Raw genomic sequence first — 15,240 nt, 5'->3', positions numbered from 1 at the left:
TAAAAATAAACGCAATTAAAAGTCTATCCCCCTACAACCAAATCATAGCTGTTGTATTGCCGCCCCTGTAGAATTATACCATTTGGCAAGCGAAAACAATAGCTTTATTTCTATCTCATTGCGCTTTAAGGACGATTCAATTAGCTTTTGTTCCCTGCTGTTTACAAGAAACAACGAACTCTCGCCGATTTCAAATTTTCGCTCTTCACCACGTACCATTGTTTGGTGGTTTTTTACCATAGAGTCGATGAGGTTATACTGGGTTTGTAAGGACTCAAACTCCATAGAAGTTTGTTGAAGCTTGTTGCGGATTTCTAATCGAGATTGAAGTAAATCGTAATTGGTATCGGCCAGCTTTAAATTGGCAAGTTTTATATCACCACGCTCCGCCCTAAGGAATAGTGGAAAACTTAAGTTGAATCCAGCCTTGTAATTGCCCGTATTTAAACTATTTATCCGTTTATAATCGGTCGTAAGAAAATCGTAGCTAAGGCTCATCTTTGGCAGCAACTTAGACTGTTTAAGGTCTTTGTCTATTTCCAACTGTTGAATTTTATAATCTAATGCCAATAATTTTGGATGGTTATCTGATATACTATCCAACTGATTTAAATTTTCTATGGATAGTGTTTGGCTTAAATCGGTGGTGGTTGGTACTGCCGGCACTATATTTTGTTGAATTTCTAGCGGTACATTTTCTAACCAAAGAAAATTACTTGCCAACAATTGGTTTTTACGTGATTCTAAACTTGCATTTTCTAGGGATAGTTGGCGACTTTCCAATGTAATTAGTGCTTCTGTAGCATCTATCTCTGCTTTGTCCCCAACTTCTGCACTGCGTTTAACTCCTTCGTACCGCAATGCGGCATTATCCAAAAAGTTTTCATAAATAAGTTGAGAGTTATACGCCTGACACCAGTCTAAATACGCTTTTGTCGCTTCAAACAGCACTTCGTTAATCATAAGGTCTCTAGTTGCCTTGCTCTCCTGTTCAAATAATTGGGCCTTTCTCAGAGATGCCATGCGTTGGTTGATAAGAAAGCCATTTGTTAAATCAAGTTCAACACCCGCACTATAAATTCCGTCTTCTGGTACTGTTAAACTAGGGTCTAAATAGGCGCCAGAATTATCTTCATACTTGGCTTTAAATTCCAAGCCAAACCAGGTTGGGATTTTAAAAGTAGAATTTAATTGATCGTAATATGTAGTGCCATTAAATTTTTTCCGCTCATAATCTACTTCCACTTTTGGGTCGAAAGCCCCCCTGGCTTTTAGCACTTCCGCCTCACCAACAGAAAGATTCAAATCAGCCATTTTTACCAATGGGTGGTATTTTTTTACATAGGCCATGTATTCCTCAAAACTGAGAATGCTAGCTTCTGCAGGTTTTTCCGTTAGTTCAGATTGGCTATGGCTTAAGGTGCCAAAACCGAGAACTAACCACAGGACCACTACTTTTGAAATGAATGATTTTTTCATTTTTTCTCGGTTATTTCTGAGTTTGGCGTATAGTAATTTGGAGGGAACCCGTTTAGTTGTCGCCATAGTTCGAACCAGATCGGCACATCATCCAATAAAGCCATGGTATAGGCTCCTGAACCAATTCTCACATTCTCTGGCCATTTTTGTTCCTTATCATTTGGTGCAATCAAGACCCTGAACTTCCCGTTAGAACTGATGAAATTTTCTATGGCTACCACTTTGCCTGCATAGGTTCCATAAGAAGCATTTGGCCAACCGCTGAAAAATATGGCAGGCCACCCATCAAATTGAATACGCACATTGCCTCCTAAATGAATAAGCGGTAAATCGATTGGTTCAACAAAGGTTTCCACGGCTAAATCGTAATTGGATGGCATAATACCCACCAAAGGTTCCCCTTCCTTAAAAGTTTCTCCAATACCCGACCGAATGGCTTTATTGATATATCCGTTTTGAGGGGCTGTAATTACGTAAAGCGAATTTCTAATGGCATAATTACTGCGTTGGGTTTGTAGCTTAGCCACCTCGGCGTCGGTTTCAGATTGTACTGAAATAGCGCTTGATAGTTCGCTTTGTGCCTTGGATATTTTATCCGCGTACTCGGCGTCTAAACGGTTGAGTTCTACCTTGGCATTAATAAGGTCATTTTTACTTTGCAGATATTTATTCTGTTGCGACACTAATTTGGCCTGCATCTCTTGTAATTTCAAGCTTTTTTCTTCCAAGTCTGTCATTGCTTTTAAACCTTCCTCTTCAAGCTTTTTTACCCGCTCGTACTGTCTTTCGGCAATTTTCAGATTGGTTTTGGTTGCTTCTAGATCTATACTGTCTGAAACAATCTTTAATTCAGCCTGATTCAATTTTATTTTGGCTTGGTCCTTTTTTAAACCTCTTTCGGCATATAGAGCGCCAATCTGTTTTTCCAAAGCCTTCATTTTTTCTAAATAAGACTCTGAGGATCTGCTTTTGGCATTTACCTGTGCCTCAATTCGATTAACAAGGTCAGGATCTTGGTATTCATTTTTAATCTCGGATATGCGCAAAATGGTGTCTCCTTTTTGCACAAAATCGCCTTCCCTTACATACCATTCTTCAATTTTTCCCGGTATAGGGGATTGTATGGTTTGCGGTCGCTGTTCAGGGGTTAAGGTGGTGACATAACCATTGCCAGTAACGTTCTGTGTCCAAGGCAGAAATAAGACGATTATTGTTACTATAGAAATAGCCACCAAAAACCTATTAAAAAATTTATAATGGTGTTTTTTATTTGCCACGGAATATGCTGAATATTCCTCTAGGCTAATCTTTTTGTTGAGTTGATTGTGAGATATATTAAGCATAATTACTTTTCAATTATAGATCGGTTTTGAATTTCTAGGATTCTATTACAATGGTTTTTCCAAAGCGGATCCCTGCTTGAAACAATTAATATCCATGGTTGTTTTGGATCGGTTAAAAATTCTATTAAACATTGAACTTCACCAGTTTCAAACTGCTCAAACGGATCTTTTAATAACAACAGTTTTGGTTGGTTGAGTATAGCTCTGGCCAATAGGATTCTACGTGATACAGTTTGTGGTATTTGTTGGCCTTCAGGATGTAGAAAAGTATCCAGCCCTTTTAATTGATCTTTTAGGAAAGGCAACAAGCCAACATTTTTTACCACTTCATACAATTTGCTATCACTTACTTCTTTATTTCCAAATGAAATATTTTCCCTGATGGTACCTTCAAATGGCATTTGCTCTGGTAACATTTGCCCGATATATTTCCTTAAACTATTAGGATCAATACCATTATATGAAGTGTTATTTATATAAATGTTTCCTTTAGCTGGTTCCAGAAGTCCCGTAATTAATTTTAACAGAGTGGTTTTCCCAGAACCTGATGGACCTTCCAACAAAATGCGATCTCCAGGATTAATTTTTAAGGAGAGGTTTGCAAAGATTGGGCTGTTATTAGAACGCAGAAAATCAACTTGGTCAACCTCAATATGAAAATCAGAGCCATTTTCAAAAATAGGTAGCTCATTCAATGGTTCAAGATCTTTATCTACAATTTGACCAATTTTTTCTAGGGACGTTAATACGTCATATACTGTTTCTAGCCCCATAATTAGTTTTTCTACGGAACCAATAACCAAAAGAATGATAATTTCTGCGGCCACAAACTGCCCAATGTTCATTTGTTGGTTAAGAACTAATAGTCCTCCAATAACAAGCAATCCGGCAGTTACCAAAATCTTGAATCCAACAATCATAAAAAATTGAATCACCAATATTTTAAAATGGTTTTCTCGTGCATCTAGGTATTCTTTGGTTAATTCATTATTGCGGTCCATCGCCAGATTGGTCCTTGGTGATAGCTTGAAACTAATTATCGATCGTGCAATCTCCTGAATCCAATGAGCGACTTTATATTTAGCCTTACTTTCTTTTAAACTGGTATCTAATCCAGATTTTGCGGTGTATCTAAATACCGCATAAATCAATAGAATGAGCAGAAATCCATAGATGATGAAAAATGGATGGTAAAATGAAAGAAGGATCAATCCAAAAATAATCTGAAGTATGGCAGCAGGAAAATCCAATAATATTTTAGGCAATCCTTTTTGTACCGAAATGGTATCAAAAAAGCGGTTGGCCAATTCTGGTGGATAATAGTTCCTCAATTCGCTCAATTTTATTTTAGGAAAACGGTAGGCAAATTCAAATGATGATCTTGTAAAAATCTTTTGCTGAATGTTTTCCAGAATTCTGAATTGCATAAACTCTAATCCGCCTTGGAATGCAACGCCTAGGGTTACAATTACAACCAAAACAATCCAAGATGATGTAATCTGGGCTCCTTGTATAAGATTTATAATTGCTTGAATTCCTAGCGGTAGGGAAAGGGCCACCAATCCTGCAAAAATTGCATAGAAGAATATCTGTCGAATATCCCGACGGTCTAATTTCAATAGGTTTATCAACCTCTGTAAAGGGGTGAATGGTGTTGTATCGTTATTCATAAGTTAATTTAGGGTGTTGAGAACTAATTGTGTATAAAAGCTTACCACACAATCCTTTTTTTCATCATAATCAGTTAAGGATGGTAGGTGCTCCGAAAAAAATCGTTGGTGGTTGGCTCCTTCAACGATGGTGGAAACAAGCATATGTGGAAACTCATAGTTTGGGTTAATATCTAAAATCATATCACTTACCCTCTGCACCACTCTTTTATAAGTGCGATAAAACCCCTGTTGGTTTTCCTCGTCAACCAAATTAATTTGATAGACTTTGCCAGATTCAGCGATAAGTACCCATTGTAGTTTGCTTTCATTTATGAAGGAGAATTGATCGTCCTCTTTTACCAAGGATACTAGCTGGGTAATGGCAGTTTCAAGTTTTTCCTTAGGATCTGAAATATTGTTGGTTAGAAAAACCAATCGGTATTCCATCCAGCTCCAATACCAATTGATAAGATACATCAACAGATTGTGTTTATTATCGAAGTACCTATACACTGAGCTTTCGTTAGAACCAATAGCAGCGCCTAATTTTTTGAATGTAAATGATTCGAATCCATGTTCCAATATCATCTCAATGCTATTGGAAATAATGCTTCGACCCAGATCTGATGATTCAGGGTTTTTGTTATAAAGATTTGGATTTACGATAAGTTTTATGCCTAATCCTTCCATGCTTTAATTTATTTCAGCGCAAAAATAATAGTAATACTATTAATTCATAATAGTTTAACTTTTTGTAAACATTTTTAAACGAAATTGATTTTGTAGAGGTGACTCGTAATGACCAAAAGATTTTAGCCAACTTCTAATATCCTGTTCCTATTTCTGAATTAAGATTGTAAATTTGAATCACTGTGTCATCGACTAACTTTTCTAAACATCACCCATAATGAAATTCCACAAAGTATTCTTGACTTTCACCTTAATTCTTTTCTTTTATTCGTTGGTCCAAAGTCAAGAGAATTATACACCCTCTCAGGAGAACCTCATGGCTAGAGAATGGTTTCAGAATGCCAAGTTTGGTATGTTTATACATTGGGGTGTCTATAGCATTTTAGGTGATGGGGAATGGGTGATGAATAACCAAAATATTTCCATAGAAAATTATGCTAAGTTGCCAGGCTTTTTTAATCCTATAAAGTACAACGCCGAAGAATGGGTAAAGTTGGCCAAGGATGCGGGGATGAAATACATAACTATTACCAGCCGACACCACGATGGGTTTTCCATGTTCGATACTCAGGCAACCGACTATGATATTGTTGACCAAACCCCTTATGAAAAAGACGTACTAAAACAATTAGCAGATGCTTGCCATAAGGAGGGGATTAAACTATTTTTCTACTATTCGCTGCTCGATTGGCATAGAGATGATTATTACCCAAGGGGACGAACAGGTAATGGTATTGAGGGAAGAGGGACTGGAGATTGGAACAATTACATTGCCTTTATGAAGGCCCAATTAACCGAATTGCTGACCAATTATGGAGAAATCTGTGGAATTTGGTTTGATGGGCATTGGGACCAAAAAGAATGGGATGGGAAGAAGTTTGGAAAATTAAAAGTCGATTGGCATTATGATGAACTTTACAAACTTATACATGATTTACAACCCCAATGTCTTATAGGAAATAACCACCATTTAGCGCCTATTGAAGGCGAGGACTTTCAGATGTTTGAAAAGGATTTACCTGGAAAAAACACCACAGGTTTTGGAACGAGCGCAGATGATGTTGGGCAACTACCGTATGAAGTTTGTGAAACCATAAACAATTCCTGGGGGTTCAATTTACAAGATAACAAACATAAATCGTTTGAAGATTTGGTGCATTATATCGTAAAATCTGCAGGTTATGGAAGTAACCTATTGCTAAATGTTGGGCCAATGCCAAATGGGGAAATCCAAAAAGAGCATAAAGAGACCTTGAAGAATATGGGGGAATGGATGCGAAAGAATGGAGAAACAATTTATGGAACAAAAGCTGGTCCTATTCCACCTTCTGATTCTATGGCCTCTACCCAAAAAGGCAAAACAGTGTATGTTCATTTATTAAGTCAATCTGATGAGGTGGTGTTCTTGAGAGATTTTGGCAAAGACGTGAAACACATAAATCTGTACCAAAAGCAACAGCCACTAAAACACAAAATCACAACTTATGGTCTTTTTATTGAGGTCCCAAAGGCCGAAATGGATGCTGTTGATACCATTATTGAAATTAATTTACGATAAACCCTTATACCAACTGAATCTGTTAATTTTTTAAAACTTGAAAATAACCCATCTGCTTTTATTAAACCTTCTTTCTATTCTATTAGTTAATTGCTCGGATAAACAAAATAATAAAGAGCTAACAAGGGAGGAAACATCCGATTTAAAATTGGTCTACGATGCTCCGGCTTCCTATTGGGAGGAAGCGATGCCTATTGGAAATGGCCGTTTGGGAGGAATGATATTTGGCGGTACCAACCGAGATAAAATTCAATTGAATGAAGAAACAGTTTGGGCAGGTGAACCTGGAAATAATTTACCTAGGAATTTTATAGAGGTTCTTCCAGGAGTTCGGGAATTAATTCTAAATGGGGATTATCAAAAAGCAAATGATCTATTAGGGACACGTTTTCCACGTCATGCACCCGAGGATAATAATTATGGGATGCCTTATCAAACCGTTGGTGATATAATTATCGATTTTCCTGGACATACAAAGGTTGAAAATTACCATAGGGAATTGGATATTTCGAAGGCTGTTGCAAAAACAACCTACTCCTTTAATGGTGTAGATTATGAAAGAGAGTATTTAGCAAGTGCAACTGATGGACTCATGGCAGTTCACCTAACTGCAAGTGCCCCGGGAATGATCAATTGTTCCTTAACAACTGAAACACCACATACCATTTTCAAAATCTATACCGATAATCAAACCTTGGTTTTAAAAGGTAATGGGGAAACCGTAGAGAACAAAGAAGGAAAAATTAAATTCGAAGCACGGTATAAACCCATTCTTAAAGGCGGGACAATTTCAACAACGAAGAATTCAATGGTAATAGAGAATGCAGATGAGGTTACCTTCTATATTTCCATAGGAACCAATTTTAATAATTACAAGGATATTTCTGCCGACTGTCATAATCGAGCAATAAAGCCTTTGGAAAATGTAGATCAAAAATCCTTTGCATCCATAAAGGAAAACCATATCAAACACTATAAATCTTATTTTGATCGTGTTGAATTAGATTTAGGCGTAACTGAGGCTAGTAAAAAGACAACTGACCAACGCATAAAAGATTTTAAAACATCTGATGATCCACAATTGGTAGAACTTTATTTCCAATTTGGAAGGTATTTGCTCATTTCCTCTTCCCAACCTGGCACTCAACCGGCAAATCTTCAGGGTATTTGGAATTACCAACTGTCCCCTTCGTGGGATAGTAAATATACCATCAACATTAATACAGAAATGAACTATTGGCCCGCCGAAGTAACCAATTTGTCAGAATTTCATAAACCTTTATTTTCAATGGTGAGTGATCTTTCTGAAACTGGAAAAGAAGCTGCAACAACCATGTATGGAGCTCGCGGATGGGTCACCCATCATAACACAGACATATGGAGAATGACGGGACCAATTGACGGACCATTTTATGGGATGTGGCCGATGGGAGGGGCATGGTTAAGCCAGCATTTATGGCAACACTATCTCTTTACGGGAGATGCTGAATTTTTACTGGAGTACTATGATATATTAAAGGGTATTGCAACTTTTTATGTGGATGTTTTGCAAACAGAACCCATCCATAATTGGCTAGTTGTGGTCCCCTCCATGTCACCAGAAAATAAAACACCCTACGGGGTATCTTTGGCTCCAGGAAACACCATGGATAATCAACTGGTTTTTGATGTGTTTTCAAACTATATAGAAGCCTCTGAAATTTTAAAAAGAGATCCCAAGTTTGCTGATACAGTTAAGACGATGAGGTCTAAATTACCTCCAATGCAGGTGGGACAACATATGCAATTACAAGAATGGATGTTCGATTGGGATCAGGTTGGTGATAAACATAGACATGTGTCTCATTTATACGGACTCTACCCTAGCAACCAAATTTTGCCGTCTAAATCACCACAACTTTTTGAAGCTGCCAGAAATTCATTGGAATATAGAGGAGATAAATCAACTGGATGGTCCATGGGTTGGAAAGTTAATCTTTGGGCAAGGTTGTTAGATGGGGATAGAGCCTATAAATTAATTGAAGATCAATTGACCCCTTCGCCTTTGGATAAAAAAGGAGAAAAAGGCGGCACCTACCCAAATTTATTCGATGCCCATCCGCCCTTTCAGATTGATGGTAATTTTGGATGTACAGCTGGTATTGCAGAAATGTTATTGCAATCGCATGATGGAGCTGTGCATCTATTGCCTGCTTTGCCAAGTCGCTGGCAAAATGGGTCTATCAAGGGATTAAAAGCGCGTGGTGGGTTTGTAATTGACCAATTAACTTGGGAAAAGGGTATGGTAACAATCGTAAAGATAACATCTAGTCTTGGTGGAAATTTAAGGCTGCGTCTACATAATGAGTTAGAACCCAACGGAATTATTAATATGGCTGAAGCAAAAGGAGAAAATCCCAATACTTTCTTTAGAGCGCCAGACATAGATCAACCGATAATCTCTGAAAAGGCAGATCTTAAGGGTTATAATTTACCAAAATATAATACCTATGATATCCAGACGGAAGCAGGCAAGAGCTATTCATTTAAAATGAGCACCTACTAACAACAAATAATTGCATATTCAGATGGTTTTAGATGAGGTATTACAAGGAAACAAGGAGAGAAATAATTACTTTTCAAAAAATAATATAGCACAGTCATGAAATTTAGCCTTATTGGTAAAACGGCAATAATAACGGGAGGAGGAAGTGGTATTGGAAAAGCTATTTCCAAAGTATTTGCCGAACAGGGAGCCGTTGTTCATATTTTGGAGTTTAGCCCCGATAATGGAGAACAAACCGTAAAGGAAATTGCAGATGCAGGTGGTAAAGCTTATTCTTATGCCTGCAATGTTTCAAAGGGACTAGAAGTTAAAGAAGTAATAGACCAAATTGCTAATTCTTCCGATGTGGATATTTTAGTAAATAATGCTGGTATTGCGCATGTTGGTAATATTGAAAATACATCTGAGGAAGATTTGGACCGCATTTATAATGTAAATATTAAAGGCGTTTTTAATTGTTCCAAGGCTGTAATACCCTATATGAAAGTTAAAGGAGGTCTTATCCTTAACATGGCTTCCATTGCATCTTCAGTTGGGATTTTAGACCGCTTTGCTTATTCCATGTCTAAAGGTGCGGTTCTTACCATGACCTATTCCATTGCAAAAGATTACATAAAACATAACATTCGTTGCAACTGTATTTCGCCAGCGCGAATTCATACCCCATTTGTGGATGGATTTATAGCAGAAAATTATCCTGATAATCAGGAAGAAATGTTCGAAAAGTTATCAAAGACCCAACCTCTTGGCCGTATGGGTAAACCTGAAGAAGTAGCAAACTTAGCACTATATCTTGCTTCGGATGAAGCATCTTTTATAACAGGAACCGATTTTCCAATAGACGGTGGATTTATTAAATTAAATGGTTAATTACTAAGAAGAGATTTATGACCAAGTATGCATTCCTTATAAAGTCAACGGCCAAATTTTTAATAATCCTTTTATTTATATCAAACAATGCCTTTGCTCAAGCCGTTTATGAACATGAACGCTATGTGCCTGAAACAGACCCATTGGTGCTGAAAAAGTTGGAAGAATGGCAAGATTTGAAATTTGGTTTGCTAATGCATTGGGGACCTTATAGCCAATGGGGAATAGTGGAATCTTGGTCGTTATGTCCTGAGGAATATGGTTGGTGTGAACGCAAAAAAGGTTCTAACCCTGATAACTATTTTGAATACAAAAAGGAGTATGAAAACCTTCAAAAGACCTTTAATCCGGTAAATTTTGAACCTGAAAAATGGGCTGAGGCAGCCAAAAATGCAGGTATGAAGTACGTTGTGTTTACTACCAAACATCACGATGGTTTTTCGATGTTCGATTCTAAGTACACGGATTATAAGATAACAGATGAAAAAACCCCATTTAGTAAAAATCCACGTGCCAATGTCACTAAAGAAATTTTCAATGCTTTTCGAGGCCAAGGGCTGTGGGCGGGGGCTTATTTTTCGAAGCCAGATTGGCACCACCCTGCTTATTGGTATCCTTATTTTCCTCCGAAGGATCGCAATGTTAACTACTCCCCTGAGGAAAATCCGGAACGTTGGAATGAGTTTGTTGAATTTACCCATAACCAAATTCTTGAATTGTTAACTGATTATGGAAAAGTGGATATCCTATGGTTAGATGGTGGTTGGGTAGCCAAAGATCCTAAGGCTAATATCCTTAATTGGTATGAACAAGAATTGGCGAATACAACTCATGGATATCTCAAACACCGAATGGTAAACCAGGACATTCGAATGGATGATTTGGTGGTTAAAGCTCGCAAGAAACAACCGGGATTGATAGTGGTTGATAGGGCGGTTTATGGAAAAAATCAAAATTACCTAACCCCTGAAAATAGGGTTCCTGAAGCAGCATTGCCTTATCCGTGGGAATCATGCATTATTGCTGGAGGAGGTTGGTCCTATTCGTTCGATGCAAAATACATGTCCACTCATAAAGCGGTGCACACCTTGGTAGATATAGTTGCAAAAGGGGGAAATTTACTTTTGAATATTGCTCCGAGTCCTAAGGGAGAATGGGATGGGGAAGCATACCAATTGCTAGAGAATATTGGCAAATGGATGGATGTAAACAGTGAAGCTATTTATAGCACCGAGGCAATTTCTCCCTATAAATCTGGTAAGGTTTGCATAACTTCTAAACCTAAGGAAAACAGTCTGTATTTAATTTATTTAATGGATGAGGATGAAACTAACTTGCCAAACTCCATTCAATTTTTAGGACTTGATGTGGATATAAAAAAAGCAACGCTTTTAGGAAGCAAAGGAACTATAAAATGGACAAAAAAGGATGGTGTGTTTACCTTTCTTATTCCTAAACCTTCAAGAAAGAAACTAGAAGGAGTGCCAGCATTTACTGTTAGAATTGAAACAAATTGATTGGTTAAAAAAATTTCAAAATAATATAATATATAGAAATAGAGAATTATGAAATTGATAAGATTTGGAGAAGCTGGGAAGGAAAAACCTGGTCTTGAATTAGAAAATGGAAAGCGCATAGATGTTTCAGAGTTTATAAAGGATTATGATGAAACTTTTTTCCAATATGGCGGTTTGAATGATTTAAAGATGCGCTTAAATACCTCAGAGTTTAATGAGTGCCCAGAGGTTAGTGCAGATATGCGTTTAGGCCCACCTTTGGCAAGACCGTCTAAACTTGTATGTGTTGGATTAAATTATGCTAGTCACGCTGCCGAAACAGGTATGGAGGTACCTGCAGAGCCAGTTTTGTTTTTTAAGGCCACCTCTTCCATTGTTGGTCCAAATGACGACGTCATCATTCCTTTGAACAGTAAAAAAACAGATTGGGAGGTAGAATTGGCTGTAGTAATTGAAAAAAAGGCTTCTTATATCAGTAAAGAGGAGGCAATGGATTATGTGGCAGGATATGTATTGCATAACGACTATAGTGAACGTGCTTTCCAATTAGAAGGTACTGGTCAATGGGTAAAGGGAAAGAGTTGTGACACTTTTGCGCCATTAGGACCATGTATGGTTACAAAGGACGAAATACAAAATCCGCATGATTTAAAATTATGGTTGAAGGTAAATGGTGAGCTCCTTCAAAATAGTAACACCTCAGATTTTATTTTCGACATACCTCATGTTGTCAGTTATATTAGTCAGTACATGACGTTGCTTCCAGGAGATGTGATTTCTACAGGAACTCCATTTGGGGTTGGAATGGGTTTCAACCCACCTCGATATTTAAAGGCCGGTGATGTGGTTGAACTAGGAATAGAAGGTTTAGGAACATCCAAACAACATGCCATAGCCTATTCATAATAAATAACCACCATAAAAGCATGAGGTATATTGTTTGTGACCATCCAGGCTCAATGACTCTTTCTACAATGGAAAGTCCAATTCCTAAGAAAGGGGAGTCTTTATTAAAAATTCATAAAATTGGAATTTGTGGCACGGATATTCATGCATTTAACGGCAATCAACCCTATTTTAATTATCCTAGAATTTTGGGCCACGAATTGGCGGCTGAGTATGTAAAGGGTGATGCTGAAAATTTTATTCCTGGAGAAGCTTTGACATTTATGCCATATTTTAATTGTGGAATTTGTGTGGCATGCAAAAATGAAAGGCCCAATTGCTGTAGCAACATCAAGGTTTTTGGTGTTCATATGGATGGGGGTATGAAAGAGTATGTGGTCGTTCCGAATGAATATTTATTAAAAGGTGTTGGCCTCTCCTTTGACCAATTAACAATGGTAGAGCCACTTGCAATTGCTGCACATGGTGTCAGACGTGGGGGGATTACGGAAAATGATACCGTCTTGGTGATGGGTGTTGGTCCAATCGGATTAGGTTTAGTGGCTTTCGCAAAGATTAAAGGAGCAAGAGTAATTGGGGTTGACGTTAATGATTTTCGTTTAAATTTTGCGAAGCTTAAGTTTGGGGTAGACGCTTGTTTAAACCCACTAAATGTAAACTTAAAAGAAGAATTGTTTACCTTAACTGATGGGGATATGGCTACGGTTGTTATTGATGCAACTGGAAACCAATCTGTTATTAATGGAGGGCTCCAATATATTTCTCATGGTGGCAGGTATGTGCTGGTCGGTCTTCAAAAGGGAGATTTGGTTTTTAACCATCCGGAGTTTCATAAACGGGAAACGACACTTTTGAGCAGTAGAAATGCCAATAAAGAAGATTTTGAACATGTTATTTCATGTTTGAAAAAGGGTTTAATAGATGTTGACAGTTTAATAACCCATAGGTTAAATTTTTCCAACTTACCTGAACTTTTTGAAAATATTTCAGACCCTAAAAATAAAATTATCAAAGCAGTTATTGATGTAATTTGAAAGAAAGAAAACCTCATAAAATAATTGACAGCCACCAACATTTTTGGCGGTACACACCTCAAACCCATGGATGGATTTCGGATGAGTTGTCCGTAATTCGACGTGATTTTTTACCGGATGAGCTGGAAAGTTGCTTTAAAGAAAATGATGTTTTCGGTTGTATTGCCGTTCAAGCAGACCAAACTTTGGAGGAAAATGAGTTTTTGTTGGACCTTGCCAATAAACATAAATTTATCAAGGGAGTGATCGGTTGGGTAGATTTTCAAAATGACAGGGTAGAAGAAGATATTTACCATTTTAGCGAAATAGAGCTAATGAAAGGTTTCAGGCATATTGTACAAGGGGAAGCAGATGTAAAATTCCTTTTAAGGCCGGGGTTTTTAGAAGGAATTAAATTGCTTGAAAAATATGATTTCGTTTATGAAATACTGGTATTTCCCCACCAACTGCAGATGGTCTATGAATTTGTTAAAATGTTTCCAAACGTTCAATTTGTATTGGATCATATTGCAAAACCCTATATTAAAGAAGGTTATATAGAAGGATGGGCAACAATGATTAAGGCGCTTGGAAACTTTGACAATCTTAGTTGTAAAATTTCTGGTATGGTTACCGAAGCTGATTATAGCAATTGGTCGCCAGAACAAATCAAGCCTTATATTGATGTGGTACTTGAATCTTTCGGACCCAATCGGATTCTATACGGTTCAGATTGGCCAGTCTGTTTGGTGGCAGCTTCTTATACTGAAGTGTTGCATTTAGGGAAAACAATGGTCCATCAATTATCACCATCTGAGCAGGACGCTTTTTTTTATAAAAATGCAAAGCGCATATATAATATTAACTAACTAAGTATGGATTTACATTTAAAGGATAAAATAGTAATAGTAACAGGTTCATGCGGAATTGAAGGAAGCATCGGTCATACCATTGCTTTTGCATTAGCCAGGGAAGGAGCGATTCCTGTACTAATTGATAGAAACGAACGTGGTTTTACCTACGAAAAACAACTTCGAGAATTAGGGGTTGATGCGCGATTTTTTCAAACCGACCTCACAAATGCTGAACAAATAAAGGAGTCTATTTCTAAAGTGAAGGAAGCCTATCAAAGAATTGATGCCATAATCAACAACGTTGGTGTTAATGATGGAGTTTCATTGGAATCGGAAATGGAGGATTTTCTTAATTCCCTTAAATTAAATCTTATAAGCTTTTATGCTATTGTTAAATATGCGTTGCCAATGCTCAAGCAAAGTAAAGGCAATATTTTAAATATTGGCTCTAAAGTGGCACTTACAGGGCAAGGAGGAACATCTGGTTATGCGGCGGCAAAGGGTGGAGTCTTAGGACTTACTAGAGAATGGGCGGTGGATTTAATTTCGTATGGTATAAGGTCTAATGCCTTAATTATAGCTGAAAGTTATACACCAGCCTATGAAAATTGGATAGAAACCTTAAAAGATGGACAGGAGAAACTTGAAAAAATAAAAAAGTCTATCCCCTTAGATCATAGAATGACTAGTCCACAAGAAATTGCCGATACTTGTTTGTTTTTAATTTCAGAACGATCTTCACACACCACCGGACAGTTTGTTTTTGTCGACGGTGGTTATGTTCATTTAGACAGGGCGTTATTATCAAATTAA

12 protein-coding genes are annotated in these 15,240 nt (G+C 37.4%); 8 read left to right on the top strand and 4 right to left on the bottom strand.

What is annotated here, in order from left to right; genetic code table 11:
- Positions 1-42: 42 nt before the first annotated feature.
- Genes ISU00_RS04830 through ISU00_RS04815 form a run of 4 tightly spaced genes read right to left on the bottom strand, consistent with a single transcriptional unit; the run spans position 43 to position 5,164 of the window.
- A complete protein-coding gene (locus ISU00_RS04830) occupies positions 43-1,479 on the bottom strand; it encodes a TolC family protein (protein WP_228852913.1) in 1,437 nt (478 codons plus the stop codon).
- Positions 1,476-2,822, bottom strand: coding sequence for an HlyD family secretion protein (locus ISU00_RS04825; protein ID WP_228852912.1), 1,347 nt, complete (start codon positions 2,820-2,822; stop codon positions 1,476-1,478). Before ISU00_RS04825 ends, ISU00_RS04830 begins: the two co-directional genes overlap by 4 nt.
- Before the next feature lie 2 nt (positions 2,823-2,824).
- The gene (locus tag ISU00_RS04820; RefSeq protein ID WP_228852911.1) at positions 2,825-4,492 is read right to left on the bottom strand and encodes a peptidase domain-containing ABC transporter; all 1,668 of its coding nucleotides are present in this window, start codon (positions 4,490-4,492) and stop codon (positions 2,825-2,827) included.
- Between the two features lie 3 nt (positions 4,493-4,495).
- Positions 4,496-5,164: a TetR/AcrR family transcriptional regulator gene (locus ISU00_RS04815; protein ID WP_228852910.1), complete on the bottom strand. Its 669-nt coding sequence runs from the start codon at positions 5,162-5,164 to the stop codon at positions 4,496-4,498.
- A 217-nt stretch (positions 5,165-5,381) separates the two neighbouring features.
- Between ISU00_RS04815 and ISU00_RS04810 the strand changes: the two genes are divergently transcribed.
- From ISU00_RS04810 to ISU00_RS04775, 8 genes are all read left to right on the top strand, one after another.
- Positions 5,382-6,722, top strand: coding sequence for an alpha-L-fucosidase (locus tag ISU00_RS04810; protein WP_228852909.1), 1,341 nt, complete (start codon positions 5,382-5,384; stop codon positions 6,720-6,722).
- Positions 6,723-6,759: 37 nt separating this feature from the next.
- Positions 6,760-9,267 (top strand): glycoside hydrolase family 95 protein, encoded by a 2,508-nt coding sequence (locus ISU00_RS04805; RefSeq protein ID WP_228852908.1) that lies wholly within the window; start codon positions 6,760-6,762, stop codon positions 9,265-9,267.
- A 96-nt stretch (positions 9,268-9,363) separates the two neighbouring features.
- A complete protein-coding gene (locus tag ISU00_RS04800) occupies positions 9,364-10,137 on the top strand; it encodes an SDR family NAD(P)-dependent oxidoreductase (RefSeq protein ID WP_228852907.1) in 774 nt (257 codons plus the stop codon).
- 17 nt (positions 10,138-10,154) lie between these two features.
- Positions 10,155-11,654: an alpha-L-fucosidase gene (locus ISU00_RS04795; RefSeq protein ID WP_228852906.1), complete on the top strand. Its 1,500-nt coding sequence runs from the start codon at positions 10,155-10,157 to the stop codon at positions 11,652-11,654.
- Positions 11,655-11,702: 48 nt separating this feature from the next.
- Positions 11,703-12,560: a fumarylacetoacetate hydrolase family protein gene (locus tag ISU00_RS04790; protein WP_228852905.1), complete on the top strand. Its 858-nt coding sequence runs from the start codon at positions 11,703-11,705 to the stop codon at positions 12,558-12,560.
- Positions 12,561-12,580: 20 nt separating this feature from the next.
- On the top strand, positions 12,581-13,594 hold the full coding sequence (locus ISU00_RS04785; RefSeq protein WP_228852904.1) for a zinc-binding alcohol dehydrogenase family protein: 1,014 nt from the start codon (positions 12,581-12,583) through the stop codon (positions 13,592-13,594).
- Positions 13,591-14,442 carry an amidohydrolase family protein gene (locus tag ISU00_RS04780; protein WP_228852903.1) on the top strand — a complete coding sequence of 284 codons (852 nt, stop codon included), beginning with the start codon at positions 13,591-13,593 and terminating at the stop codon, positions 14,440-14,442. Before ISU00_RS04785 ends, ISU00_RS04780 begins: the two co-directional genes overlap by 4 nt.
- Positions 14,443-14,448: 6 nt before the next feature.
- The gene (locus tag ISU00_RS04775; protein ID WP_228852902.1) at positions 14,449-15,240 is read left to right on the top strand and encodes an SDR family oxidoreductase; all 792 of its coding nucleotides are present in this window, start codon (positions 14,449-14,451) and stop codon (positions 15,238-15,240) included.

The organism is Aegicerativicinus sediminis (assembly GCF_015476115.1).
Taxonomy (GTDB): domain Bacteria; phylum Bacteroidota; class Bacteroidia; order Flavobacteriales; family Flavobacteriaceae; genus Aegicerativicinus; species Aegicerativicinus sediminis.
The sequence above is the reverse complement of the archived record's forward strand: the minus strand, read 5'-3'. Positions and strand labels throughout refer to the sequence as shown.

Coding starts and splice junctions, on each gene's coding strand:
- ISU00_RS04775 (WP_228852902.1), top strand. CDS start 14,449: ATGGATTTACATTTAAAGGATAAAATAGTAATAGTAACAGGTTCATGC.
- ISU00_RS04815 (WP_228852910.1), bottom strand. CDS start 5,164: ATGGAAGGATTAGGCATAAAACTTATCGTAAATCCAAATCTTTATAAC.
- ISU00_RS04790 (WP_228852905.1), top strand. CDS start 11,703: ATGAAATTGATAAGATTTGGAGAAGCTGGGAAGGAAAAACCTGGTCTT.
- ISU00_RS04825 (WP_228852912.1), bottom strand. CDS start 2,822: ATGCTTAATATATCTCACAATCAACTCAACAAAAAGATTAGCCTAGAG.
- ISU00_RS04810 (WP_228852909.1), top strand. CDS start 5,382: ATGAAATTCCACAAAGTATTCTTGACTTTCACCTTAATTCTTTTCTTT.
- ISU00_RS04800 (WP_228852907.1), top strand. CDS start 9,364: ATGAAATTTAGCCTTATTGGTAAAACGGCAATAATAACGGGAGGAGGA.
- ISU00_RS04785 (WP_228852904.1), top strand. CDS start 12,581: ATGAGGTATATTGTTTGTGACCATCCAGGCTCAATGACTCTTTCTACA.
- ISU00_RS04830 (WP_228852913.1), bottom strand. CDS start 1,479: ATGAAAAAATCATTCATTTCAAAAGTAGTGGTCCTGTGGTTAGTTCTC.
- ISU00_RS04795 (WP_228852906.1), top strand. CDS start 10,155: ATGACCAAGTATGCATTCCTTATAAAGTCAACGGCCAAATTTTTAATA.
- ISU00_RS04820 (WP_228852911.1), bottom strand. CDS start 4,492: ATGAATAACGATACAACACCATTCACCCCTTTACAGAGGTTGATAAAC.